This is a genomic window from Synechococcus sp. Lug-A, from assembly GCF_024345655.1.
Lineage (GTDB): Bacteria > Cyanobacteriota > Cyanobacteriia > PCC-6307 > Cyanobiaceae > MW101C3.
In genome coordinates, this window is the sequence record NZ_JAGQBN010000004.1 from 140,179 (window position 1) to 164,791 (window position 24,613).

The 24,613-nt window shown below is 65.2% G+C and carries 19 protein-coding genes; 3 read left to right on the forward strand and 16 right to left on the reverse strand.

What is annotated here, in order from left to right:
* Positions 1 to 125: 125 nt before the first annotated feature.
* The 3 genes from KBY86_RS04680 to cofG all read right to left on the reverse strand — a co-directional run bounded on the left by KBY86_RS04680 (position 126) and on the right by cofG (position 5,338).
* Positions 126 to 2,273, reverse strand: a complete 2,148-nt coding sequence (locus KBY86_RS04680) for a peptidase domain-containing ABC transporter (protein WP_255140372.1) — start codon at positions 2,271 to 2,273, stop codon at positions 126 to 128.
* A 399-nt stretch (positions 2,274 to 2,672) separates the two neighbouring features.
* Positions 2,673 to 4,229 carry a photosystem II high light acclimation radical SAM protein gene (locus tag KBY86_RS04685; protein WP_255140400.1) on the reverse strand — a complete coding sequence of 519 codons (1,557 nt, stop codon included), beginning with the start codon at positions 4,227 to 4,229 and terminating at the stop codon, positions 2,673 to 2,675.
* A 98-nt stretch (positions 4,230 to 4,327) separates the two neighbouring features.
* Positions 4,328 to 5,338: a 7,8-didemethyl-8-hydroxy-5-deazariboflavin synthase subunit CofG gene (gene cofG, locus KBY86_RS04690; protein WP_399221124.1), complete on the reverse strand. Its 1,011-nt coding sequence runs from the start codon at positions 5,336 to 5,338 to the stop codon at positions 4,328 to 4,330.
* A 218-nt stretch (positions 5,339 to 5,556) separates the two neighbouring features.
* Here cofG and psbA point away from each other — a divergent pair, with 218 nt between their 5' ends.
* On the forward strand, positions 5,557 to 6,636 hold the full coding sequence (psbA, locus tag KBY86_RS04695) for a photosystem II q(b) protein (RefSeq protein WP_255140374.1): 1,080 nt from the start codon (positions 5,557 to 5,559) through the stop codon (positions 6,634 to 6,636).
* Positions 6,637 to 6,799: 163 nt separating this feature from the next.
* Here psbA and KBY86_RS04700 read toward each other — a convergent pair whose 3' ends face one another.
* The 9 genes from KBY86_RS04700 to KBY86_RS04735 form a co-directional block, all read right to left on the reverse strand.
* On the reverse strand, positions 6,800 to 7,498 hold the full coding sequence (locus KBY86_RS04700) for a DUF429 domain-containing protein (RefSeq protein ID WP_255140375.1): 699 nt from the start codon (positions 7,496 to 7,498) through the stop codon (positions 6,800 to 6,802).
* A 2,421-nt stretch (positions 7,499 to 9,919) separates the two neighbouring features.
* Positions 9,920 to 10,333 (reverse strand): polysaccharide biosynthesis/export family protein, encoded by a 414-nt coding sequence (locus KBY86_RS15275; protein WP_399220391.1) that lies wholly within the window; start codon positions 10,331 to 10,333, stop codon positions 9,920 to 9,922.
* 105 nt (positions 10,334 to 10,438) lie between these two features.
* Positions 10,439 to 10,705: a hypothetical protein gene (locus tag KBY86_RS04705; RefSeq protein ID WP_255140376.1), complete on the reverse strand. Its 267-nt coding sequence runs from the start codon at positions 10,703 to 10,705 to the stop codon at positions 10,439 to 10,441.
* 210 nt (positions 10,706 to 10,915) lie between these two features.
* Positions 10,916 to 11,644, reverse strand: coding sequence for a Bax inhibitor-1 family protein (locus KBY86_RS04710; protein ID WP_094514645.1), 729 nt, complete (start codon positions 11,642 to 11,644; stop codon positions 10,916 to 10,918).
* 111 nt (positions 11,645 to 11,755) lie between these two features.
* Positions 11,756 to 12,250 carry an aromatic acid exporter family protein gene (locus tag KBY86_RS04715; RefSeq protein WP_255140377.1) on the reverse strand — a complete coding sequence of 165 codons (495 nt, stop codon included), beginning with the start codon at positions 12,248 to 12,250 and terminating at the stop codon, positions 11,756 to 11,758.
* Positions 12,247 to 13,278, reverse strand: coding sequence for a PhoH family protein (locus KBY86_RS04720; RefSeq protein ID WP_094514650.1), 1,032 nt, complete (start codon positions 13,276 to 13,278; stop codon positions 12,247 to 12,249). The genes KBY86_RS04715 and KBY86_RS04720 overlap by 4 nt, the downstream gene beginning before the upstream one ends.
* 11 nt (positions 13,279 to 13,289) lie before the next feature.
* Positions 13,290 to 13,748, reverse strand: a complete 459-nt coding sequence (gene rpsP / locus KBY86_RS04725) for a 30S ribosomal protein S16 (protein WP_094514717.1) — start codon at positions 13,746 to 13,748, stop codon at positions 13,290 to 13,292.
* Positions 13,749 to 13,824: 76 nt separating this feature from the next.
* Positions 13,825 to 15,315 carry a signal recognition particle protein gene (ffh, locus tag KBY86_RS04730; protein WP_094514652.1) on the reverse strand — a complete coding sequence of 497 codons (1,491 nt, stop codon included), beginning with the start codon at positions 15,313 to 15,315 and terminating at the stop codon, positions 13,825 to 13,827.
* A 125-nt stretch (positions 15,316 to 15,440) separates the two neighbouring features.
* Complete coding sequence (locus KBY86_RS04735; RefSeq protein ID WP_255140378.1) at positions 15,441 to 17,495, reverse strand: IMS domain-containing protein; 2,055 nt, start codon at positions 17,493 to 17,495, stop codon at positions 15,441 to 15,443.
* A gap of 160 nt (positions 17,496 to 17,655) precedes the next feature.
* On the opposite strand from KBY86_RS04735, the gene pdhA reads away from it, so the two are divergent.
* Positions 17,656 to 18,738: a pyruvate dehydrogenase (acetyl-transferring) E1 component subunit alpha gene (gene pdhA / locus KBY86_RS04740; protein ID WP_094514657.1), complete on the forward strand. Its 1,083-nt coding sequence runs from the start codon at positions 17,656 to 17,658 to the stop codon at positions 18,736 to 18,738.
* A gap of 54 nt (positions 18,739 to 18,792) precedes the next feature.
* Here the strand turns inward: pdhA and KBY86_RS04745 are convergent, their stop codons facing one another.
* The 3 genes from KBY86_RS04745 to KBY86_RS04755 all read right to left on the reverse strand — a co-directional run bounded on the left by KBY86_RS04745 (position 18,793) and on the right by KBY86_RS04755 (position 22,460).
* Complete coding sequence (locus KBY86_RS04745; RefSeq protein WP_255140401.1) at positions 18,793 to 19,707, reverse strand: histone deacetylase; 915 nt, start codon at positions 19,705 to 19,707, stop codon at positions 18,793 to 18,795.
* A 10-nt stretch (positions 19,708 to 19,717) separates the two neighbouring features.
* Positions 19,718 to 20,647: a sigma-70 family RNA polymerase sigma factor gene (locus KBY86_RS04750; RefSeq protein ID WP_094514664.1), complete on the reverse strand. Its 930-nt coding sequence runs from the start codon at positions 20,645 to 20,647 to the stop codon at positions 19,718 to 19,720.
* A gap of 145 nt (positions 20,648 to 20,792) precedes the next feature.
* Positions 20,793 to 22,460 (reverse strand): NAD(P)H-hydrate epimerase, encoded by a 1,668-nt coding sequence (locus KBY86_RS04755; protein WP_255140379.1) that lies wholly within the window; start codon positions 22,458 to 22,460, stop codon positions 20,793 to 20,795.
* A gap of 206 nt (positions 22,461 to 22,666) precedes the next feature.
* Here KBY86_RS04755 and mnmA point away from each other — a divergent pair, with 206 nt between their 5' ends.
* Positions 22,667 to 23,779: a tRNA 2-thiouridine(34) synthase MnmA gene (gene mnmA / locus KBY86_RS04760; RefSeq protein ID WP_261347434.1), complete on the forward strand. Its 1,113-nt coding sequence runs from the start codon at positions 22,667 to 22,669 to the stop codon at positions 23,777 to 23,779.
* On the opposite strand, the gene KBY86_RS04765 is transcribed toward mnmA, so the two are convergent.
* Positions 23,770 to 24,033 carry a 2Fe-2S iron-sulfur cluster-binding protein gene (locus tag KBY86_RS04765; RefSeq protein WP_255101400.1) on the reverse strand — a complete coding sequence of 88 codons (264 nt, stop codon included), beginning with the start codon at positions 24,031 to 24,033 and terminating at the stop codon, positions 23,770 to 23,772. The genes mnmA and KBY86_RS04765 overlap by 10 nt on opposite strands.
* Between the last annotated feature and the right edge of the window lie 580 nt (positions 24,034 to 24,613).

The window sequence follows — 24,613 nt, forward strand, 5'->3', positions numbered from 1 at the left end:
GGTGCTGGGCCGGAGCACCAGACCGGCATCGACCTGCCGCGCTGCGAGTTTCTCAGGCTTTCGGGCCTCCGCCGACACCGTCAGCATGGACCGAGCCGAGGGCGGATCAACAGGAGATGGATCGCTCATGCGGGCAGGAGATAGGGGGTGAGTGGTTCCACATCGCGCAGGTCCTGGGGCCGTCCCTGAAACTTCACCTTGCCGCGCTCCAGGTACACGATCCAGTCGCAGCGGAGGATCACGCTGGGTCGGTGGCTAACCATCACGGTGGTGAGACCCTGCCGCAGCGGCAGAAGCCGATCCAGCAGACGGCGCTCCAAGCCGGGATCCAGAGCCGCTGTGGATTCATCCAGGATCAGCACCGGCGGCCTGGCCACCAGCGCCCGGGCGATCGCCAGACGCTGCCGCTGGCCGCCGGAGAGGTTGGCACCGAACTCACCCAGCACTGTCTGATAGCCGTCGGGGAGCTCGCGGATGAACTCATCGGCCAGGGCCAGATCACAGGCAGCCACCACCTGATCGAAGCCGGCATCGGGATAGGTGAAGCGAAAGTTCTCCAGGATGGTTCGGTTGAAGAACTGCGGATCCTGTGGGATGAGCGCCACCTGCTGCCGGAGACACTCGAGCGAGATGTCCTTGAGCCCGTAGGGTCCGTAGTGAATCGTGCCGCTCTGGGGCGGATAAAGACCCGCCATCAGCTTCACCAGGGTGCTTTTGCCGCAACCTGACTCGCCGATCAATGCGGTCATGAAGCCGCCCGGGATCGTGATATCGAAATCCTTGAGCAGCTCCATGCGCCCGGCATGGTGAAAGCCGAGATCCTGGCAGCGGATCTCACAACCCAGTGGAAGCGCCACCCAGGGCTTCGTTGCGGCCTTGGGATCCTCCACCGTGCCATTGAGCACCTCCGAGAGGCGATGGAACACCACCTGAGCAGTGATGAAGTCGCCGGCGAAGGCCACCAGCGAATCCAGGAACTCCAGCACGTTGAACCCCATGCCGTTGAAGGCCAGCAGCTGGCCAATGCTCAGCCGGCCGGCGATGACAAAAGTGCTTCCATACCAGAGCAGCGCCAGAGTGGTGACGTTGGAGAGAAGCTCGGTGGTGCTGGAGCCAAACAACTTCAGCTGCAGCGTCTTCCAGCGCAGATGAGACAGGGTTCCGAAATTGCTCTGGTATTCATCCCAGACCTGCGGGGTAGCTTCGGTGGTTTTGAGAACCTGGGCTCCGCGGAAAGCCTCGACCAGGAACCCCTGATTCTCGGCGGACTGCACGATGAGACGGCGGGTCTTCTGCCGCAGCGCAGGCAGGAACAGCAGATTGGCACTCACCACCAGCAGGAATGCGAGCAAGGCAACGACCGTGAGGGCAGGGCTGTAGGCCAACATCACCGCGAGCGACACCAGGGCGACGAAGAGCTGGCTGGGGAGGCCGAGCACCACATCGCCGATCAGACCATTGATGCGGTTGACATCGCTGATTCGGCTTACAACTTCGCCGCTGCGGTGGCTGTCGAAATAGGTCATCGGCAACCTCAGCAGCTGATGGCCGTACTCGAGCAACATCCCGAGTTGCAGGCGCTGGGCGAAATGGCCCACGAGATGGCCCTGCAGCAGGGAGATCAGGTTGCGGAAGACGAACAGCAGTAACATTCCCAGCCCAAGGCTGGTGAGCAACTGGCTGTCCCGCCTCACCAGCACGTCGTCGGTGAGGAACTGCATCAGCAGCGGCATCGCCAGAGCGAGTAGACCGATCACCGCATTAATCGCCAGGGCCTGCACTAGCAGGCCCCGATAGGGCAGCACCAACCTCAGGAACCGCAGGAAGGGGGCCCGTTGAGCCTCCTCCTGTTGGCTCAGACGATGGAGATCGGGCTCGAGCAGCAGCATCACGCCGTTGCTCCAGCCCTCCAGAAACTCCCGCTCGGACAACCAGCGCAGCCCAACAGCCGGATCGGCGATCAGGTAGCTCTGCCTGCGCTTTACATGGAGTACCACCCAGTGATTGCCCTTCCAGTGGCAGATCGCTGGCAGGGGAACGGTGTCGAGATGCCGAAGCAAGTCGGACTCGGCACGCACCGCTCGGGCCTGAAAGCCAATGGCGTCGGCCCCTCGGCGCAGCCCCAACAGAGTGGAACCGAGGGAGCCGGTGCCGACCAGCTCACGCACACGCGCGAGAGAAAGATTCCGGCCGTACTGGCGAGCCACGGTCGCGACACAGGCAGCGCCGCAATCCTCCTCGGAATACTGCTCGACGAAAGCGTAGCGGGGCATTGAATGGAGAACGCATCAGGAAAGTAGGGGACTAGACGTTCAAGTGACACTGAAACTGTGGCGGTTCGCAAACCGAATCAACAGCGCGCCGCGACATAGAGCCTCACACTAAGGAAGATTTTGTAGGCCTTTTCAAGCAGCCGGCTGTCGAAAGGGATGGGGCAGCCAGCTGGATCTTCCTCAACCAGGAAGACCCAGCGAGAGCGAACCCATTCCCCAGCAGATTCAACAAGCCCTTTCGGCGCGCTGACTTAGCACCCCGGTATAAAACCTGCGCCGTAGAATGGGCCGAGGATGCGGAACAAAGTCATGGACGACTTGGAGCCTGGAGACCATGCAGCGAAAGAGAGTCGAGAGTCCGGCCGTCTGCCGCCATCCCACTGAACGCTCCAGAAATCATCACCCGACAGCCGTAGCAAGGGCCCGGCGCCCTTCCACCGGCGCATGCAGCGACTCCTCCAACGGGGCCGTGCCGTAATCGCGCTCGAGCAGATCCATCACGGTGCGACCGAAATCAGCGGGGTTCGTCTCGAAGGCTTCCAGACAGATCCGGCCGAAGGTGCTGCCGAGTGGCTCGGGATTCCAGAGCAGTTTCCTGGCCGTCCAGGGCATCATGCTCATCGGGTTGTAACCGGGCTGCAGGATGTTCTGATCAAAGGCGTACTGCTCCAGGTGCGTGTGGGGCTGCAGGCCGATGAAGAAGATCGCCGGCTCCACCTGCTGCACGCCGAAGATCCGCTCCAGCTCCCGGTGATAGGCCACGGTCTGGCGGATCGTTTCCGGCCGTTCATCAATCACGTTGAAGGAGTAATTAACGGACACCGTTTCGCGGAAGCCGGCGCGCACCAGCAGGCGGCAATTCTCCAGCACGGTGCGAAGGTTGTAGCCCATGCGCATCTTGCGCACCAGCTCCTGGCTGCCGGAGGTAATGCCGATCTCGAAGTAACTCATGCCCGTAGCTACCATCAACTCAGCCAGTTCAGCGTCCAGGTTGTCGGCGCGGATATAGGCCGCCCAGCGGATATCGCTGAGCCCCTCCGCCTGAATCGCCCGCAGCAGCTCCTTGGCATCCTCGATATAACGACGCGCAGGAATGAACTGGGCATCGGTGAACCAGAAGCCGCGCACGCCGCGGTCGTAGAGCTGACGCATCTCCGCCACCACCTCAGCCACCGGGTTCACCCGCACCTGCTTTCCTTCCACCACCGTGTACACGCAGTAGCAGCAGTTATGCGGACAGCCTCGCTTGGTCTGCACGCCCACATAGAAATCACCCGCATCGAGATACCAATCGAGCTGGGGCCAGATTGAAGCGATGTAGTTGTAATCGCAGGCTGTTTTGATCAGACCGGCGGGCTGCTCGTGAATCAGGCCAGGCCGGGGCTCTTCGCCCACCAAAAAACAGCGTTCACCATCCAGTGAGACGCCTTCAATCAGCTTCTCCAGCAGTGGCTCGCCTTCGCCCACCGACACCACCGTGCCCTTGGGCAGGCGACGGCCCAGCTGCTCGTAGAACACGCTCACCGCACCACCGCCGAGCACGACGCGGGCGCTGGAGTGATAGCGACGGGAGCGGGCCAGGCCCTTGCGCACCAGGCGCAGATTGCGCCACAGCTCTCCATAGAACTCCCCCATCAGACGCAGCCCCCCGATGGCACCGCGCAGGCGTTTCAGCGGGTCGCGCGCATAGAACACCTCGAAGGAGTTCTGCAGGGGGTTGCCGCCCCGGCCATCCACCGGCGCATAAATCTGAATGTCGCGCCAGGAGAACACCAGCAGGGTGGGACGGAAGGCGTCGATCGTGGCCAGCAGCACCCGCTCCACATCCAGCACCGGCAGGGCCGCCAGATCAAGCAGGCGCTGGGGCAGCTGCGGGAAGCGTTTGTGCAGATGATCGGCCAGATACACCGGACCGACGGGAAAGATCGGATTGCAGGGCAAGCGGATCAGCAGCACCCGCTCGCCATTGGGGCCTTCGGCGTGATCGGCAGGCCGGCCCGGCGAAGGTTCCGGTGAAGGTTCGATGGTGGTGGCGTGCGGCACGTCCAGCCGGTTCAGGCGAAGTCGGACGCTAACAATCTCACTTCAAGATCAGTGGCCCGGCGGCGCAGGGCAGGCGGCAGCCAGGCGATCCAGGCGGGCTGCACGCACAGCCGCGGGCGCAGCTGCCAGCCGGCAGCCGCCAGCCGGGCATAGAGCTGGGCCGGGCTGGGTTGGGGGTAGGCGGGATTGATCACATCGTGAACATCGATGCCGCCCAGGTCGTTGATGCCGGCAGCGATCGCGTCCGCCAGGCCATCGAGCGGCCACAGGTTGGCGGGCAACTGCAGGTTCACTTCGGGCGGCAGCAGCCGGCGCGCCAGCCGGATCGTGTCGAGCACCGCCGCCTGCTCCGCTGCATCCAGCGGGCGGGCCTGCGCGCCATCGGGGCGCCAGGGCTGAAGAATCACTTCCTGGAGATGGCCCCAGCGGCGCTGCAGCCTCGCCAGCAACTCCAGCGCACGGCGGCGATCCGCCGACGTTTCGCCCACGCCCAGCAGCAGACCGGTGGTGAACGGAATGCCCAGCCGGCCGGCCTGCACGAGCTGGCCGATGCGCCGCTCCAGCCGCTTGCTGGGGGCGGCCCGGTGCAGACGGTCGTAGGCGGGGCCCAGCCCTTCGAGCATCAGCCCGAGCGAGGGGTTCAGCCGCCCCAAGGCCGCCATTTCCCGCAGCGACAGCGGGCCGGCATTGGTGTGAGGCAGGCGCCCCATGGCGAGCGCCTCCCTGCTCAGCGCCAGCAGCCGGGCGAACCAGGCGGCCCGCTGCGGAGAAGCGGGGGCGGTTTCTCCGGAGAGCAGCAGCACTTCGCTGGCCTGAGGCCGTCGGGCGAGCTGCTCGCGGGCTTCAGCTGTGGTGAGCAGTGGCGCAGTGCCGGGGGGGCGGCGAAAGCTGCAGTAGGTGCAGGCGTTGAAGCAGGCGTGGGTGGGCACCAGGGTGACGCTGGGGCTCCAGCGCACGACGGGGTCGCGGCTGCGGCGGATCGCCGCGTGGCTTCGCCTTCTGTTCTGCCGGTGCAGCTGCATGCTCATCTCTGCCGGTGCAGCTGCCTGTTCATCCGCCTGTGTGAACGCTCTTGCGCCGCCACTGCTGAAAACCGAAGCCAAACCTTAAGCGCCCCACACATCCCGCAATGTCCTGTTACATTGCGTCAGGCGAAAGGCTCCGGCCTGCGGAGGGGACGTTCCCCCGACGCTTTCGCCTTACTTAACCGACCCCTTCGGGGGCCACACCCAACGCTCTCATGACCACCACTCTTCAGCAGCGCCAAGGCGCGTCTGCATGGAGCCAGTTCTGCGAGTGGGTCACCTCCACCAACAACCGCCTCTATGTGGGCTGGTTCGGTGTGCTGATGATCCCCACCCTGCTGGCCGCCACGATCTGCTTCATCGTGGCCTTCATCGCTGCCCCCCCTGTCGACATCGACGGCATCCGTGAGCCGGTCGCCGGTTCGCTGATGTACGGCAACAACATCATCTCCGGCGCCGTTGTTCCTTCCAGCAACGCCATCGGCCTGCACTTCTACCCCATCTGGGAAGCCGCCAGCCTCGATGAGTGGCTGTACAACGGCGGTCCTTACCAGCTGGTGGTGTTCCACTTCCTGATCGGCATCTTCTGCTACATGGGCCGCGAGTGGGAACTCTCCTACCGCCTCGGCATGCGCCCCTGGATCTGCGTCGCTTACAGCGCTCCTGTGGCCGCTGCTTCCGCCGTGTTCCTGATCTACCCCTTCGGTCAGGGTTCCTTCTCTGACGGCATGCCCCTCGGCATCTCCGGCACCTTCAACTTCATGCTGGTGTTCCAGGCGGAGCACAACATCCTGATGCACCCCTTCCACATGCTGGGTGTGGCTGGTGTGTTCGGCGGCTCCCTGTTCTCGGCCATGCACGGTTCGCTCGTCACCAGCTCGCTGGTGCGTGAGACGACCGAAAGCGAAAGCCAGAACTACGGCTACAAGTTCGGCCAAGAAGAAGAGACCTACAACATCGTGGCTGCTCACGGCTACTTCGGTCGCCTGATCTTCCAGTACGCCTCCTTCAACAACAGCCGCAGCCTGCACTTCTTCCTGGCCGCCTGGCCGGTGGTGGGCATCTGGTTCACCGCCCTGGGCGTGAGCACGATGGCCTTCAACCTGAACGGTTTCAACTTCAACCAGTCGATCCTCGACGGCCAAGGCCGTGTGGTGAACACCTGGGCGGATGTGCTGAACCGTGCAGGCCTGGGCATGGAAGTGATGCACGAGCGCAATGCGCACAACTTCCCGCTCGACCTGGCGTCTGCCGAAGCCACCCCTGTGGCCCTGACCGCTCCGGCGATCGGCTGATCCCCTACGTTCTTCAACAGGTTTTCATTGAAGACAGGTTGAAGAGCACCGATCGATCAGCAGCCCCCGCAGATTGCGGGGGCTTTTTTTTGGCAGGAAGCAGTCAGAGGTGGATGGGGTTAGGCGCAGGTCTGCGGGGTGGGTATGTGGTTGTGGGCCTGGCTCATCCCCAGATCCGCATCGGCAGGCCGGCACTGTCTCTGACGTCAGCGTCACCAAAGGCCACGGCTGACCCGTCGGCGAGACGGCTGGCGGTGTGCAGAGTGGCTAGGGCATCAAGGATGTCGTCGTCGGCCACCTCCCGCTTCAGAAATCGGCTCCGCACGCGGTTGACGGTGCCAGGGAAGCAACCCTCCACCAGGGCGAGCCGCTCGGCGCGGCCGGCAGCCGTCTTCTTGGCATGGAGCATCGGCGTGTCGCCGTTCCAGCGAGCGAAGCACACCTCAGGGTGCGCCTCCACCGTGGCAGCGGCCAGCTGCGCATTCGCCCGCAACACCCCATCGAGCTCGCGGATCTTCGGCAGCAGGAAAAAGCTCTGCTTGCTGAGCTTGCGCCCCTGCGCGGCCAGCGAGAGTTCACAGGCCTGTACATAGGAGGTGGCCGCGAGCACGGCCCGCACCGGTGCAGGAAACACACTGCTACCCCGCTGGCGCAGGAAGCGCCGTGCCGCCCGGTCGCAGGGACGTGGCCCGTTGTCGCCCAGTCCGATCGGCATATCGATGGCGGTGATGGCTGGTTCAGCCCCCTTGAACAGCTCGACGGCGCTGCGGCAGAGCCGCACCCGCACCAGCCGTTCTTGCTGCCCCAGCTCCACGCACAACCAGCCGGCCCGGCAGCCGTCGACGCCGCGCAGCAGTGTCACCTGGCCTCGAGGACGACCTCTGCATCGCCCTGCGACAGGCGATGCCGGGGGCAGGGCGGCGCCACATTGGCCGTTCCCCTGGCTGTTCCACTGCCTTGATCAAGTCTTGCCCCACGACCTCGCTTCGCCTCGGCCTTGCTTGGGCGTTTCATTGCCGCGGAGCAGGCGGTTGAGGAGCTATTCGCCTGGCACTGAGAACCGCAGTGGTTTCTGAATCTGCGGACGGCGCTCGTTCCGCCCTTGTGGACATCTGCTGATAATGATGTCCTTTGGATCATTGGTTGGTTGAAACTCTGGAAAGCCACTCCGACTGCGAAGCAAGGGTCCTGGGATAGCAGGGATGGATGGGTGGGGCTCATGGGCAACAGTTAGCTCGGGTTTGGTGATTTCGAGCAGACCACATCCCGGTGACTCCATCCCCCAACAGCGTGTTGTTTAGCCGCAGGAATGAACAACCTCGTGAGGGATCACCGCTAGGAAAGCACAAGCAGGCTGCCAACCTTTTCCCCGTTGATGACGTGGTGAATGGGTCGAGTTCTGGCGTGGGGTTGGAAACTGCGTGATGGAGCGAAAAGGCGCTGCTGGGAGCTTGTCAGCGGCGGCTTCGCATGGCCACATGGCGGGCCCCAATTCATTTTGCCAGCCGTTGGCCCTCTGTTGGGAGGGGCGGTGGTATGGGAAAGCTAGTCCCTTGGAGCGGCCTGACAGAGCTGGCCTGGGTCGCTGAGACTGGAGGTGGCAGCCTTGAATCAATCCGGGAATTCACTGCCTTTGGTGGGGATGGCAGCGATTGCCGCAACGGGTGGATGGTTACCAATGCGATGGATAGAGCGCCTTGATTCGGTACAGGCTGTTGTGCAGCCCAGTCTTCAATGTCTTTGATTGCTGCACGACTGTGGGGCGCACGCAGCAAAGTGGCAGTACCGTCGTGGTGGATTACCACAGGCACCTGTTCTATCAGGGTAACTCTGGTTGAGGGAAGATGAACAACTTGTGCAGTGAGTTCGGTGAGTTTCTGTTTGCTGGTAGAAACGAGCTGGTTTACCGCCTGGCGCATGGGAGTGCGCCACTCGGCGGGCAGTGGCGCTAGTGGATCACCGCTGCTTGCCCAGTGTGCACGTTGAGCCCTAGCAAGAACCGGCATCACGACTTCGCGTGAGGAGGCGAGGGTGAGCGGACCGCCCAGCAGATCAGCCTTGCTGAATCCGATCGAAACGCCCGGCCGGGGAACTCCAATCTGTTCACGGAGCCCTTCTTCCCTTGCTCTTGAAGACGCAACCAGGACGTTGTCGCTTCGTTCAGATGGCACGGCCGCTGGGCTTGAGGATGGATTATGTCCAAGGCCTTCTTTCGGGCTTGATGACTGAAGGAAAGGGCCCTCCTTTCGATTCGACGCTGGCTCCTTGGGGAGAGAGGAACTGGACGAATTCAGCAGCAGTGCTGACAGCACCGAATCGTGAATAGCCGCAGCATGATCTGCAACGAGCTTGCGCTTTGCGGGTAATGGCCTAGCGGGAACGTCAACCAATTGGCTCACCCCATGGCGCTCACTGCCATTGATCATGGCCAGGGTGATCCAGACCAACGGGAAGAGCGTAGTGACACAGATGACCCGCAAAGTGGCCATCGCATTGCTTTGCATCATGACCTCTGCATTACAGACAACCCTAGGTAGGAGACGCTAGATGAGCGCTTGTCAGAACCGTGGGTTGATGTTGTCATTAGAAGAATGGATCACCATGAACTGCCCTCTGGGCAGGCTTGCCTAGTTCCGGGTGTCCACCGCGTTGTCTGAGGGGTTTCGATTCTTTACAATGGTGTCACCCTCACGCAAAATTGAGTTGAAGGTAGTGGACACCACACCCATTGGTTGTAGGCGATGGCGGGGGTTTGGCGCTACAGAGTGCTATTGAGGCGGATGAGAATGATCTGAGCGTCGCTCCTCGGTGCACCAGTGCTTAGGCCCCTTTGCGATACGAGTGATGTCCATGAGAGGGTGGTTGCTTCCCCGCAGAGGGACGTACCCCAGAGCTCGGACCGCCAAGCTCACAGTCATGGTGATTGTCTCGGCGAAAGGGTTGCCATCGTCAATCTTCGGCTCATCATCCGCTGATGGCGTGAAGATTCGAGCGGTCAGGAAGGTGTTCCGGTAGAACAGAGATTGTCCTGATACTGACTGTTGATGCGTGGGATTTCAACGAAGTTGAGCTTGATAGGCTTGACCTCTGCGCCTATGCTCGGCGTTCTGAGGCTGAGGTGAAAAGCCACCTGGCGCAGATCCGCGCTTCATGGGGTGATGCTGCCGGGCTTCTCAATCGTTGATATCACGAAGGAAAGGCTCGGTTAGTTCATAGTGAGTCATTGTCTTTCGCACCATCTCCCGCTTGGCGCCAATGACCCTGCTTGGATTCGGAATCTCTCCTAACCCCGACGCAAGCACGGGCTTATCCGAACAATTCGCAGCGTGAGCTCGGGCCGCAATAGCACCTGTTTATAGAGTTGGGTTAACCACCTCTCTGCTTGACTCAGAGTGAGGCCGCTGAGCTTGGCTGAACCAATGAGGGCCAGCGAGGCAGTGCCATCGCTGAGTATTTCCAGGCTGCCACCTAGGGGCTGTGCCGAGGAATGGAGCATTCTCAGTTCCAGTACATCCCCGGGGGCGAGGATGTAGCCTTCCACCTGTATGGGCTCGCCGCAGTGTTGCAGGAGCTCCGTTTGAATCTGCATGGCCTGTGTCGCTGATCCTGCAGGCAAGGATGCTGGAGCCAATAGCACAGAGGCAGCGGCCACCATCAGAAAACGATGTGGCAAGGAACCTGGCTTACTGGAAGGCATGGTGCTGACAAATCGCTGGCCTGAGAATGGTTGCTATTCGGAGGCCGATATGCATGGTTAGCAGATGGCTCACTGTTTGATCCGGGAAGCAACCTACACTGTTCCTCATACCTGAAGGTTGCCACAACATGCGATCAGGGAATCAATGCTGGCAAGGTTACGCTCCAGATGGGCGAGCTGCTGCTTAATCGCCTTTTTCATTCTGCTGATACGAGGGCGCTTCTTCTTGACAACGACAAGACACTTCGGGCTGGCTTTCTGTTGATGTGTGCCTAGCTTCTGGACAAAGGTATCTCTGATTGGCGGATGCATCGCATCAGGTTTCCCCTGCTGAATGACGAGGATCGGATTTCTAGCAGGGTGAGAATTCATCAGATCAGCACACGGTGTGGATTCTGTGCAGCTAGTTCATGGGATCGGAGCTCATGCTATTGGATTCGCTTGATGCAATGCATACTCGTTCTCGCGCAGAAAATTGCACACCTAGAGGAGGTCTTGGCTCGCCTTGTTGGTTCATCCGGAGCAAGTCAGCATGAAAAAGCCAGGGGTAACCCCCTGGCAGATCACAACACTTTGCAGTGTTCAGTCGCGCCGGCCGCCGCCGTTGAGGGCAATGATCAAGCGCAGAATGAAGATGAACAGGTTGATATAGGTGAGGTACATCCCCAGGGCGCCGGCCAGGTACTGGTCGTCGTTGTAGGTGCGGGGCATCGTGTAGAAGTCGAGGAAGGCGGCTCCCACGAACAGCACGGTGCCGAAGCCGGCGATCAGCAGCTCAAAGCCGTTGCCACCGAAGCCCGGAATGAAGATCCCGCCCACGATCTGCACCACCATGGCGATGATCAGGCCGAGGATGCCCAGGCCCACCACACCGCCCAGGGCCTGGCCCAGGTTGTCGCTCATGCGGCGGCCCACCATTGAGGCCACCACGAAGGTGATGCCGGTGGCCAGGGCGGCCGTGCCGATGGCGCCGATCCCGGCGGTGCCGATGGCCATGGCCACGATGCCGCTGAGCGTGAACCCCGTGATCAGGCTGTAGATCGCCAGGATCGGCAGCGCCGTGCTGTTGTTGCCCTTCATCGCCACGTTCTGGGCGACGAAGAACAGGATGAAGTTGCCGATCAGGGCCACCCAGAACAGGGGCATGAACAGCGGGGTGCCGATCATCGACAGGCCACCCACCACACCCCCGGCGGTGAGCACCATGCCGCCGCCCACATAGGGGAGAGCCTTGTTGACCACATTGGGGCCAACCAAGGCGCTCGACTGGGCCTCACGAATGGCTTGCTGAAAATTGCTGCTGGCCGGCATTGCGCTCCAGTGGAACGAAACTCCATCCATCCTGCCAGCGGGTTTCGGTCATTGGGAGCGTCCACGCCTGCTGAGGGGTGCGGATCTCCCCATGCCGTCTGAACGGTTGCTTCAGTCTTTCTCGACGGGACCTGGCCAGAGCCGGACGCCCAGCATCGCCACGCCCGTGCCGATGCAGGATTCAACGAAGCGCAGCAAGGCGTTCAGGCCCGGGCTCAGCTTCGGATCCAGGCTGCCGGTGACCATGACCACGATCACCGTGATCGCAGCCAGGCGGCCGTGGCTGGGAATGTTGACGACGGCGCAGAGCAGAACCGTGGCGAAGATCGCCAGGGCCATGCCGAGCGGGTGAAAGGGCAGCAGCGTCAGGTAGATGGCGCTGGTGATCGCGCCGATTGCCGATCCAAGAATGCGCAGGGAGGCGGAGGAGGTCGTTTCCCTGCGGGTGGACTGGGTGACCACGATCGCCGAGATGGCCGACCAGAGGCCGCCGATCTTGGGCAGATAGCCAGGGAACAGGCTGGTGAACCAGAAGCCGAGCACATAGGCCACAAGGGCCGCCAATGCGATTTCGGCGGGAATGCGGAGCCGTTCTCTGCTGTTCATGGTCCCCGGCGGCGTTGCTGGCCGTCGAATCGCTGTTGCGCTGTGGGTGCCGGCCCGTTGGCATCGCGGTTGGCATAGGCGGTCACCAGCCGCTGCACCAGGGGGTGGCGCACCACATCGGCCGCCGTGAGCTCGCAGATCGCCACGCCTTCGACCCCCTGAAGCACCTGGGCCGCCTCGATCAGGCCGCTGAGCTGGCCCGCCGGCAGATCCATCTGGGTGGGATCACCCGTGACCACCATGCGGGAGTTCTCCCCCAGCCGCGTCAGCACCATGCGCATCTGGGCTGTTGTGGTGTTCTGGGCTTCATCGAGGATCACGAAGGCGTCGGCCAGCGTGCGGCCTCGCATGTAGGCCAGCGGAGCCACCTCGATCACCCCTTTTTCCAGCAGCGCGCTGGTGCGTTCCGCCCCAAGCAGGCTGTGCAGCGCGTCGTAGAGGGGACGGAGGTAGGGGTCCACCTTCTGCTGCAGATCGCCGGGGAGGAAGCCCAGCCGTTCGCCTGCTTCCACGGCAGGCCGGGTGAGGATCAGCCGTTCCACCCGCCGCTCAGTCAGCATCCGCACCGCCTGGACGGTGGCCAGGAACGTTTTGCCGGTGCCCGCTGGACCGAGCGCCAAGGTGAGGTCGTGGCGCTCCATCGCCTCGACATAGCTGCGCTGGCGCAGGGTGCGCGGACGCAGCAGCTTGCCGGCCTGGCTGCGGGCCAGCACCACATTGCCCAGGTCGCGATGTTCGGCGCTGCGGCCGGTGTCGAGCGCCACCAGTGCGGTTTGCACATCCACGGCCCCGACGGCCTGGCCCTCTTGCCAGAGGGGCCGCAGCAAATCAACGAGGGCGGCGGCCCGCTCGCGCTGGCTGCTGCGCCCCTGAATCGACAGATCAAGACCCCGCAGCACCATGGAGACGCCGGTGAGCGCCTCGATGTGGTGCAGGGTGGCTTCTGCTTCGCCAGCCAGAGCAAGGGCTGACGATGGATTCGGCAGCGCGATGAGCGTGCGCGAAGAGGAGGTGTCGGCCCCGGTCATGGGGCGCGCCCTCAAGCGGCCGCAGAAGCAGCAGTGGGTTCAGGTTCGGCGGCGGCGGCAGCAGCGGCTTCAGCAGCCTCTGCCGCTTTGGCAGCAGCTTCAGCGGCTTCCTTGGCGGCAGCTTCTGCAGCGGCGGCCTTGGCTTCTGCCGCTTCCTTCTCAGCCTGCTTGGCTGCAGCTTCGCGGGCAGCGGCCTGGTTGGCCTTGCCGACGGTTTCGCCCGGACGGATCGTTTTCTCGATCAGGCCGCCTTTTTCCAGCAGCGAACGCACCGTGTCGGTGGGTTGGGCGCCCTGGCCCAGACGCACACGGATCGCCTCGGTGTCGAGGCGTGTTTCTTTCGTGCGGGGGTTGTAGAAGCCCAGTTCCTCCAGCGGCCGCCCATCACGACGTGATGTGCTGTTGGTGGCAACCAAGCGGAAGCTCGCTTCCCGCTTCTTGCCGAACCGCTTCAGGCGGAGCTTGATCATCGTGGCGCAGTCGTGAAGATGGCAGTCCATAACGGTACAACAGCCCTCACAGCCCACAGGCGCGGCCGGCTGCTGCTCACAGCTGGCCGAAGCCTTTGCGCTTTTTCGGCGGCCGGTTGGCTTTGCGCGCCCCCCCAGCAGTGCCCCCACCGGCAGCGGCCGGCATCCCTCCGCCCATGCCGGGGAAGCCCCCCATGCCTGGCATGCCGCCCCCCATTCCGGGGAATCCGGGCATGCCGCCGCCCATCCCTGGCATGCCCGGCATGCCTCCGCCGCGGGTCATCTGCTGCATGAAGCCGCGCATCTTCTGGAAATCAGCCAGCACCTTGTCGACATCCGCCGGGGTGTGACCGCTGCCTGCGGCGATGCGCCGCCGCCGTGAGGGTTGGGCCGCCAGCAATTGGGGTTGCTTGCGTTCGTCCTCGGTCATTGAGCCGATCATCGCCTCGATCCGCTTGAGCTGGGCCTCGCCCTGCTTGAGCATGCCGTCGTCGATCTTGTTCATTCCCGGGATCAGCTTCATCAGGCCGCCCAGAGATCCCATGCGCTTGATCATGCGCATCTGCTGAACGAAGTCGCTGAAGTCGAAGGAGGCTTCCTGCAGCTTCTTCTGCATACGCTCCACATCGGCGATCTCCACCTCCTTCTGGGCTTTCTCCACCAGGGTGAGCACATCGCCCATACCGAGGATGCGGCTGGCCATCCGCTCCGGGTGGAACGGCTGCAGGGCTTCCACCTTTTCGCCGGTGCCGATGAACTTGATCGGCGCGCCGCTCACCTTGCGGATCGAGAGCGCCGCACCCCCGCGGGAGTCGCCGTCGAGTTTGGTGAGCACGGCTCCTGTGATGCCCACCTGCTCGTGAAAGGCGCGGGTGAGGTCGGCGGCCTCCTGGCCGATCATCGAATCCACCACGAGCAGCACCTCATCGGGCGCTGCCACGGTGCGGATCCGCACCATCTCCTCCATCATCGCGGTGTCGATCTGCAGGCGGCCGGCGGTGTCCACCAGCACGGTGTCGAAGCCTTCGGCACGCGCCTTGGCCACACCGGCGGCAGCGATGTCCTCCGGCCGGGCATCGGCCCCCAGGCTGAACACCTCCACGCCGATCTGCTTGCCGAGGGTCTGCAGCTGATCGATGGCGGCGGGCCGGTAGACGTCGGCGGCCACCAGCAGCGCGCGCCGGCCCTGTTCCTTGAGGTGGAGGCCCAGCTTGGCGGTGGCGGTGGTCTTGCCCGCCCCCTGCAGACCGGCCATCAGCACCACCGTTGGGGCCTGATCGGCACGGGCCAGCGGTGCGTTCTCCCCGCCCATCACCTCCACCAATGCCTGATGCACCAGCTGGATGAACTGCTGATCGGGGCTCACCCCCCGCACCACCTCGGCGCCGATGGCGCGCTCGCGCACATCGGCGATGAAGCCCTTGACCACATCGAGGCTGACATCGGCCTCCAGCAAGGCCCGGCGCACCTGCTGCAGCGCCCCATCCACGTTGCTCTCGGTGATCTTGTCCTGGCCCCGCAGGCTCTTGACCGCGTCTTCGAAACGCTGGGAAAGTTCGTCGAACATGGGGCGAAGCACCGGCGGATCGTGACCCGATCGTAAAAACATGCCGGCCGGCCTTCCGCCGCTGCATCGGCGGCGCCGCTTGCACGCCCTCAGCCTCAGCTCAGGCTCAAGGGCTCAGCTGCGGCTCAGGAGAGCGGGCGGAAGCCCACCACCTTCCACACCTCGCCGTCGCGGCCGAAGATGTAGAGGTTGCGAAAGTTGGTGGCAGGGGTGCGATCGACCACCTTGCCCTGGGCGTCGAGCGCCGTGTCGCTGTAGCGGATGTCCACGGCGGCGGCGATCCGGCGGGGGGTGCGGGTGTCGATACGGAGGCCCTGGATCTCGGTCGTCACCTGCTCACGGCTCACGCCCCGGGCACGGTTGCGGCGTAGCTCGGCGGCCAGTTCGCGCACCAGCCTTTCCCGGGCCAGGTCTGCGGGCGGGATGGCGGGGGTTCGGCCATCGAGCGCTGCGGCTTTGGTCTGCAGCCAGGCTTCCAGCAGGGCGCGCAGCTGGCTTTCATCCGGCTCGGCGCTGGTGAGCGGCACTGGGCCAGCCGCCCGGGCTGGCTGGGGCTTGGCCGCGGGGGGGCTCTTGGCGGGGGTGTCTGCTGGCGGGGGGGAGGTGCCGGTGGCGCCCACTCCTGGTTTGGACTGCTTGTCGGGGCTGGCGGGCGACAAGGGCCGCAGGGCCATCATTCCTGCCAGGCCAGCGGCGACGAAGGCGCTGACCAGAACGGCGGCCGCGGCCATGCGGCCCCAGCCGGGCAGAGCTTTCCAGCCGGCGGCGCCAAGGGGAGCGCGCCTGGGGCGGGGGGCGGCACTGGACCGCGCCGGGGTGGTTGTCGCTGTGCGGAAGGGGTCTGAGTTCTCGAGCGGCAGGCTGGCCGGGTCAGCGGCGGGCTCCAGTGGATCCGGCCAGCGCATCGGGTCTTCAGAAGAAGCTGCCGTGCCACGGGACGCCAGAGAGTCGAGGACCGGAGCTGTGGTGAGCGGAGCAGCAGACATGGCTTCCGTGCCGGCATGGCTCCGGCCCTGCAGCTCCCGGTTCTGGCGCCGGTCGAGCTGCTCCACATAGGCCTGCACGTCGCGATCGGCGAAGTAAGCCTCCAGATCAGGGTCGATTTCGATGTCGCGGTATCCGGCGAGAACATCGCGCCGCAGCCAGTCGCAGCAGTAGGCGCAGAGCTGAGCCAGCGGTTCGCTCCCATGCTCAGCCGCCCAGGCGCGCAGGGCGGGATCAGCGCCCTGGCTGAAGCAGGCCTCCGCCGTAGCCACCCGCCCCAGCAGCAGATGCTGGCAGGCCAGGAAGGGCTGCAGGCCCGGCTGACCGCTGGCCTCCAGCCGCAGCTGGGCGGCGGCGATGCGTTCTGGCTTGCGCTGGGCGAAGCCGGAGGCGGTGAGCGCCAGGCAGGCCAGGAATTCGGCGGTGGCGGAGCCGGGGGTGGTGGCGTTGCCGCTGGCCCAGCGGCTGAACAGGTCGACCTGCTCCTGGACCGTCAGGTAGTGGCGGATCTGCTTGAAGAAGTCCTGGAAGTCTTTCCTGGGTAGGGCTGGATCTCCGTCACCCTCCAGTCCGCCACGCCGCTCCACCAGCATCTCCAGCAGGTTCAGACCTTCGGCGCGCTCGTCGGTGGCGCTCAGATCACGCCGCAGCAGATCGAGCACCCGAAACGGCAGCAGATCGGCCAGGTCGTGTTCCATCTGCCGTTGCTGCTCCGGTTGGCGGCCCGTGCGTCGCATCAAGGTGATGCCCTCCTGAAGCAGCTGGGCCGCCCGCTCGAACTGACGGCGCCCCTGCAGCTCTCTGGCACCCATGCGGCAGGCTTCCCCCGCCAGCAAGGTGAGATCGGCCTCGCGGTGGCTGCCCAGTGCCGGCGCCTGCGGCGGTTGCAGGCAGCGACGGGCTGCATCGAAAGCATCGATGGCCAGCCCCGCTTCCCAGAGCAGCAGCAAGGCCCCCATCTCGCGGGAAGGCGGCACGTCCAGGCCCGGTGTCAGGGCGCCGTCCTCGGTGTCGAGCGCCATGAGCTCGGCTTCGTAGGCCTGGCGTTGCTCCGGATCGCTGAGCAGATCAGCGCTTTCGCGCAGCAGCACGGCACGGGCCTCCAGGGCTGCGGCGGTGAAACCCTGCTCCGGCGGCCGGTCGAGCCGGTGCTGCAAGGTGTGCAAGACCGTCTGGGCATCAGTGGCCGGTCTCACCCCCAGAAGTTGGAAATGGTCGATCGGCAGTTCCAACCCTGGCGACTCGCAATCCCGCGGCACGGGCTTGGCAGGGAGTGTAGGCAGAGGCAACCAATTTGACTCTGCGGGCGGAACAGACCCCGTACAGTCAGCGGTCAGAAGTTCCGCTGTCCCTGCCATGACCCAGGAGATCGCTGTCCCGGCCCCGCCGGCGGCCGAGCCTGTCAGCAGCCATTCGGAAAGGCTCGCATCCCTTTACACGGCTGGCCCCACATCGGTGAGCCGTGCCGACGGTCTGGTCCTCTACCGGGACATGACCCTGGGTCGACGGTTCGAAGACAAGTGCGCGGAGATGTACTACCGCGGCAAGATGTTCGGCTTCGTGCACCTCTACAACGGCCAGGAGGCCGTGAGCACGGGCGTGATCAAGGCGATGCGTGCCCAGCACGACTGGTTCTGCAGCACCTATCGGGATCACGTTCATGCGCTCAGCTGCGGCGTGCCGGCCCGTGAGGTGATGAGTGAACTGTTCGGCAAGGCCACCGGCTGCAGCAAGGGCCGGGGTGGCTCCATGCACCTGTTCTCCAGGGAGCATCACCTGCTGGGCGGCTATGCCTTCATCGGCGAAGGCATCCCGGTGGCCCTGGGGGCGGCGTTCACCAGCCGCTACAAGCGCGACGCGCTCGGTGATGCCAGCAGCGATGCGGTCACCGCTGCCTTCTTCGGCGATGGCACCTGCAACAACGGCCAGTTCTTCGAGTGCCTGAACATGGCGGCGCTCTGGAAGCTGCCGATCCTGTTCGTGGTGGAGAACAACAAGTGGGCGATCGGCATGGCCCACGACCGTGCCACCAGCGATCCGGAGATCTGGCGCAAAGCCGCCGCCTTCGGCATGGCTGGCGAGGAAGTCGACGGCATGGATGTGCTGGCGGTTCGCGCTGCGGCTCAGCGGGCGGTGGAGCGGGCCAGGGCGGGCGAAGGCCCCACCCTGCTGGAGTGCCTCACCTACCGCTTCCGCGGCCACTCCCTGGCCGACCCCGACGAGCTCCGCAGCGAGGCGGAGAAGGACTTCTGGGCGCAGCGCGATCCGATCAAGGCCCTCGCCGCTCACCTCACGTCCCACGGCCTCGCCAGCGCCGATGAGCTGAAGGAGATCGAGAAGGAGATCGACGCGGAGGTGGCCGATGCGGTCAGCTTCGCCCTCGCGGCGCCCGAGCCCGATCCCGCCGAACTCACCCGCTACATCTGGGCTGAAGACTGAGGCGCTGAGGGCTAGCCAGCCCCAACGCAGAGGTGCATTGGCGGCCTGCTGGGCTCACAGCCCGTGCAGGCGGGCCTGCTCAGCAGCGGCGCGGAACACCAGCCCATGGCGCTCCACCAGCTCCGGCAGGCTGTCGTAGCCGCCGCCGATCACGCTGGCCACGGGGACCCCTCGCCTGAGGCAGGCGTCGAACACCAGGCGGTCGCGCTGCAGCAAGCCCTCGCTGCTGAGACAAAGCCTGCCCAGCCGATCGTCGCGGTGCGGGTCCACACCGGCGTTGTAGAGCACGAGATCCGGCCGGAGCCGCTCGAGCAGGACGGGCAGGTGCTCCCCCACCGTCTCCAGGTAGGCCTGATCCTCGAGGCCGTCAGCGAGTGGCAGATCCAGGTCGCTGGCTTGCTTGTGCAGGGGAAAGTTGCTGGCGCAGTGCACCGAGAAGGTGAACACGCGTGGCTCTTCGGCGAACAGCGCCGCCGTGGCATCGCCCTGATGCACGTCCAGATCCACCACCAGCAGCTGACGCACCGCCCCTTCCGCCAGCAGCACCCGGGCAGCGACGGCGTAGTCGTTGAAGATGCAGAAGCCGCTGCCCTGGGCGGCGAAGGCGTGGTGGGTGCCGCCGGCCAGATGGCAGGCCACGCCATGGCGCAGGGCCAGCCGGGCGGTGAGCACGGTGCCTCCTACCGCCAACCAGGTGCGGCGCACCAGTGGTGCCGTGGCCGGCAGGCCGATGCGCCGCTGCTGGGCCGCACTCAGCTGATTGCGGGCAAACGCCTGGTGATACGTGCGGGGATGCACCTGTTCGATCCAGCGACGCGGCGCTGGCAGCGGCTGGTGCAGCTGGCTGTCCCGGGCCAGATCCCGTGCGCGCAGCAGGTCGTGCAGCAGCCGGAATTTGGCCATCGGAAAACGATGGCTGCTCGGCAGCGGCGCGGAGTAGGCCGGGTGGTAAACGAGGGGAGGCCGCAGGGGCTGGCCCTCAGAGGCGGCTGGGCAGCCGGTGGGTGAGGCTGCGCAGCTTGCGCAGCGCCTTCAGTTCCACCTGCCGCACCCGTTCACGGGAAACGTCGAGCTGACGGCCGATCTCGGCGAGGGTGTGGCGCTCGTCGCCATGCAGTCCGAACCGGAGTTCGAGCACCTGGCGCTCCTGTTCGGAGAGATGGCTGAGCCAGCGGTTGAGCTGTTCGTGGTGCATGCCACGCTCCACCACATCGAGCGGTTGCTCGTTGGCGGGATCGGCGATCAGATCCCCGAGGAAACTGCGGCCCTCTTCGCCGTTCACGGGCGCATCCAGGCTGGAGGTGGTGAGGGCCTGGCCCAGCAGGGCATCAAGCTCTTCGAGCGGCATCGCCATGGCCTCGGCGATTTCGCGGCGGCTGGGCATGGCGCCGAGCTTGTGGGCCAGATCAAGGCTCACGCGGCGGATGGCGGTGAGCCGTTCGCTGAGATGCACTGGCAGGCGGATCGTGCGCGACTGGCAGGCGATCGCGCGGGTCATGCTCTGGCGGATCCACCAGAAGGCATAGGTGGAGAACTTGTAGCCGCGGGTGGGATCGAACTTCTCCACCGCCCGCTCCAGACCGAGCGAGCCTTCCTGGATCAGATCGAGCAGCTCCAGCCCTTTGCCCTGATATTTCTTGGCCACGCTGACCACGAGCCTCAGGTTGGCTTTCATCATCCGCTGCTTGGAGCGGCGACCGATCCGGATCAGCTGACGTTCCTGGTCGGTGGGATGGTCGGGCTCACCGGATTGGGTGAGCTGCATCATCGCCTGCACCTGATTGCCCAGTTCGATCTCTTCGGCAGGGGTGAGCAGAGGTTCTCGGCCAATGGAGGTGAGATACCAGCTGATCGGATCCCCACCGCGGCTCCGACTGCTTTTTTCGCCCTGGAGGCTGGAGGCTGTCATGGAGGAGCCTGTGCCCGCTGATTGGCGTCACTATCCGCTCTGTTTTTTGAAAGGGGCTGTGATTTCAGCAACCTTTCAACTTTCTGCGTGCAAAAGGAAACATTAGGCCGGTTTGATTGATCGATTCGTTCATTTGTCGCCTGATTCAAGCGGCAGATCCCAAGGTGGCGGCCACTTCCTGGGGCGTGGTCTGCCCTGCCCCTCGCTGCCGGGCACAGGTCAGGCCCGCCTCGGCATGCTCCAGCACCGCCGCTGCCAACAGCACCCCGTCCCCGGCGGCGGCGCATGCGCCTCGCCCGGCGGCGTACCCCGCCAGCACATCCCCCAGGCCGGCCCGGGCGGCGGCGGTGGCCGCCTGGAGCACTTGCCAGCACCGCCCATCGGCAGCGGCCACCACGGTGCGGGCCCCCTTGAGGGCCAGGCTCACACCGCACCGCTGTGCGGCGGTGGCGGCGGCCCGCAGCGGCGTTTCACCGGCCAGGTCGGGGAACAGCCGGGCGAACTCGCCCTGGTGGGGCGTGAGCCAGGTGGTTCCGGCCCGGCCCCGCAGCCACTCCTCTGGCGCACCGGCGGCGCCGGCCGCCAGGCGGTTGAGCCCATCGGCGTCAATCACCACCAGGCCGGAAAAGCGGCGCAGCGCCTCCCAGCCCTGCTCCTCGCCGCCCGCCGTGGCAGCAGAGCCGTGTTCCAATCTCTGGTCTGCTTCGCTACCAGCCCCGCTGCCACCGCTGCCGCCGTTGTTGCCCCAGGTGCCGCCATCGCTGTCAGCCCCCCTGTCGCTCTCCCTGTCACCCCCGATGCCGGGCCCCACCAGCACGGCATCCAGCCGCTCCAGCAGCCCGGGATTCGCCAGACCCGCCAATGCCAGCCCGCCGCCGACCCGCTCCTCAAGTGCGGCGCTGATCACGACGTGGGGCTGCACCAGCCAGATCTGCTCCGCCAGGGCGCGGGGCAGGGCTGCCCGCAGGCTGCCGCAGCCGCTGGCACTGGCCCCCAGCAGGCTGAGCTGGCCTGCTCCGGGGTAGGCGGCGCTGCCGCTCACCACCAGCAGGCGCCCTCGGGCGTACTTGCCGGCCGCCTGGGGCCGCTGGGGCCAGGGAGCGGTGGCCCGGTCGCTGCCGAGCAGTGCCAGTGGTTGATCGGCGGGCAGGTCCGCCAGCAGTGCCGCCGGCAGGCCGAGATCGAGGCGCTCCAGCTGGCCCACCCAGGCCAGGGCCGTGTCCTGCACCAGCCCCTGCTTGAGCAAGCCCAGGCAGTACGTGATGGCGGCGCAGGCGGCCACCGGGCCCAGCGGCCGGCCGCTGTCGGCGCAGAGGCCGGTGGGCACATCGATCGCCACCAGCCGACCGCCCATCAGCCGCTGGCGCTGCTCCAGCAGGGTGGCGATGCGGGGCTCCGGCGGCCGGTGCTGGCCGATGCCGAACAGGCCGTCGACCCACAGCTCGGTCGCCGCCGGATCGGGTGGCGCCGCGAGGCGTTCGATGCCCAGCCAGGCCGCATGGCGCAGATGGGCTTCGGTAAGGGGTTTGTGGCGTTCAAACGGGCTCCAGATCCGCACGGCGACACCGGCCAGGTACAGCTCCCGTGCCACCACCAGAGCATCGCCGCCCTTGTGGCCCGGCCCTGCCAGCACGAGCACGCCATCCCGCAGCAGCTCGGGCCGCGCCAGCAGTGCCCGGCTGATCGCCAGGGCGGCTTTCTCCATCAACGCCTCCACCGGCAGCCCGCTGGCGAACAGGCGTTCCTCCAACGCCGCCATCGGCGCGGATTCCACCAGCAGGTGGGCGGCGTCACGGGCGGGCCAACAGCTCATGGCAGCACTCGAAGGGTGGGGCCCAACCGTGCTGGGCGCGTCGCTTCATGATGGAGAGGCCCCGACGCTGCGCACTCGCGACGGCGGCACCGCTCCCCTTGGCCTTTTCTCCCCCCGCCACCTCCGGCGCCCCTGACGGGCCTTCTGCCACCGCAGCCGCTCTTGCTGCCACCCCTGCCGCCCCCGCCGCTGCTGTGATCGGCCGCCTGCGCGGCTGGCCCGGGGAACATCGGGTGGCCGTGGGGCTCTCCGGCGGCGTCGACAGCTCCCTCACCGCGGCGCTGCTTGTGGAGGCCGGCTGGCAGGTGGAGGGGCTCACCCTCTGGTTGATGAGCGGCAAGGGAGCCTGCTGTGCCGAAGGGCTGGTGGACGCGGCCGGGATCTGCGAACAGCTGGCGATTCCGCATCACGTGGTGGATTCGCGCGCCCGCTTTGAGGAGCAGATCGTCGGGTTTCTGGTGGAGGGCTATGCCGCTGGGGTCACGCCCCTGCCCTGCTCCCGCTGCAACCGCGAGGTGAAGTTCTCGCCGATGCTGGAGTGGGCGGAGCGCGAACGCGGCATTGCCCGGATTGCCACCGGCCACTACGCCCGCCTGCGGCACGCTCCCGAACCGAGCGGCCGTACCCAGCTGCTGCGCGGGCTGGATGCGCGCAAGGATCAGAGCTACTTCCTCTACGACCTGCCCCAGCAGGTGCTCAGCCGGCTGGTGTTCCCGCTCGGGGAGCTCACCAAGGCGGACACGCGGCTGGAGGCGGAGCGGTACGGGCTGCGCACGGCCAGGAAGCCTGAATCCCAGGACCTCTGCCTTGCCGATCACCATGGCTCGATGAAGGCGTTTCTGGATGCCTATCTGCCGCCGCGCCAAGGAGAGATTGTGCTGAGCGATGGGCGGGTGCTGGGCCAGCATGAAGGCATCGAGCACTTCACCATCGGCCAGCGCAAAGGACTGGGGGTGGCCTGGAGCGAACCGCTGCACGTGGTGCGCCTTGATGCCGCCATGAACCGGGTGGTGGTGGCGCCGCGGGCTGAGGCCGGCCGGGGTGGCTGTGTGGTCGGGGCGATCAACTGGGTGTCAATCGATCCGCCCCAGGCGCCGCTGGATCTGGAGGTGCAGGTGCGCTATCGCAGTGCTCCGGTGGCGGCCCGGCTCACTCCCCTGGCTGCCACCGCCGCCGACACGGCCGCCGGCCGGCCCAGCCGTGCCCGCCTGGAGTTCGCCGAGGAGCAGTTTTCGATCACCCCCGGACAGGCGGCGGTGTTCTACGCCGGAGAGGTGCTGCTGGGCGGCGGCTTGATTGCCGCAGAAGATCACCAATAGGGATCGACTGCCAGCTCCACCTGCAGGACGCCGCTGCCGCAGGCGTGAACGGTGGCGATGCAGGCCCTCAGCACCTCGCCGTTGACATCGATTTCGCAGGCCCCGCAGCTACCACCCAGACAGCCGGTAGGAATCACCACCCCGGCCGCGGCGGCTGCCTGCAGCCAATCACTGCCCACCGGTGCGCTGGTAGTGCTGCCATCTGGCCACTGAATCGCTACCACGGGCTCTGAATTCGGCGGGGCCTCAGGCATGGCGTGGCGAGGGGGAGGAGGAGCAATCGGGACGTGGATTGCTCCAGAGAGACTCAGGAACATCCGCCCCATTCACAGGAGGATGACCCTGTGATTGCAGGTAAGCACTGGGTTCACGGGCGGCAAGCCGCTTGGATTCGGAGACTACGAGCAGATCACGGCAAAGAAGCGCACCTAAGGCGAGACGTTTCTGGCCGACATGGAGCCGGTCGTTCCCTGGCAGGCGCTGATCCATCTGGTTGAGCCCCGCTACCCCAAGAGCGGCATGAAAGGAGGCCGCCGTTTGGCTTTCAGAAGACCCGGCTGCGGGGAATGACCAAGAACAGCTGCAAGGTGTTCGCTGCTCAGCGATGCTGTTCTTGGCCCATCATCAGTTGTTGGATAGGACATGACCAGCGAAGGGTGTGCTCCTCTGGACGACAATGGAGAATCGAATCAAGCAGGGTAAATGGCTCCAAAGAGCTGGAATTAGGCCGAACCTTGCTGAATCTGAACCGAGAAGGGCAAGCCGAACCTGCTAAGGGCACTTAGGTATCGCTTGCCACTTTTTGACCACAACTTCCCTGATATGGCTCCTTAC

Bases quoted from the DNA above. Each gene is read 5' to 3' on its own strand.
- KBY86_RS04705 (WP_255140376.1), bottom strand. From the start codon at position 10,705: ATGAATTCTCACCCTGCTAGAAATCCGATCCTCGTCATTCAGCAGGGG.
- KBY86_RS04755 (WP_255140379.1), bottom strand. From the start codon at position 22,460: ATGAGCTGTTGGCCCGCCCGTGACGCCGCCCACCTGCTGGTGGAATCC.
- KBY86_RS04680 (WP_255140372.1), bottom strand. From the start codon at position 2,273: ATGCCCCGCTACGCTTTCGTCGAGCAGTATTCCGAGGAGGATTGCGGC.
- cofG (WP_399221124.1), bottom strand. From the start codon at position 5,338: ATGCAGCTGCACCGGCAGAACAGAAGGCGAAGCCACGCGGCGATCCGC.
- rpsP (WP_094514717.1), bottom strand. From the start codon at position 13,748: ATGATCAAGCTCCGCCTGAAGCGGTTCGGCAAGAAGCGGGAAGCGAGC.
- KBY86_RS04720 (WP_094514650.1), bottom strand. From the start codon at position 13,278: ATGACCGGGGCCGACACCTCCTCTTCGCGCACGCTCATCGCGCTGCCG.
- psbA (WP_255140374.1), top strand. From the start codon at position 5,557: ATGACCACCACTCTTCAGCAGCGCCAAGGCGCGTCTGCATGGAGCCAG.
- ffh (WP_094514652.1), bottom strand. From the start codon at position 15,315: ATGTTCGACGAACTTTCCCAGCGTTTCGAAGACGCGGTCAAGAGCCTG.
- KBY86_RS15275 (WP_399220391.1), bottom strand. From the start codon at position 10,333: ATGCCTTCCAGTAAGCCAGGTTCCTTGCCACATCGTTTTCTGATGGTG.
- KBY86_RS04765 (WP_255101400.1), bottom strand. From the start codon at position 24,033: ATGCCTGAGGCCCCGCCGAATTCAGAGCCCGTGGTAGCGATTCAGTGG.
- KBY86_RS04710 (WP_094514645.1), bottom strand. From the start codon at position 11,644: ATGCCGGCCAGCAGCAATTTTCAGCAAGCCATTCGTGAGGCCCAGTCG.
- KBY86_RS04750 (WP_094514664.1), bottom strand. From the start codon at position 20,647: ATGACAGCCTCCAGCCTCCAGGGCGAAAAAAGCAGTCGGAGCCGCGGT.
- KBY86_RS04715 (WP_255140377.1), bottom strand. From the start codon at position 12,250: ATGAACAGCAGAGAACGGCTCCGCATTCCCGCCGAAATCGCATTGGCG.
- pdhA (WP_094514657.1), top strand. From the start codon at position 17,656: ATGACCCAGGAGATCGCTGTCCCGGCCCCGCCGGCGGCCGAGCCTGTC.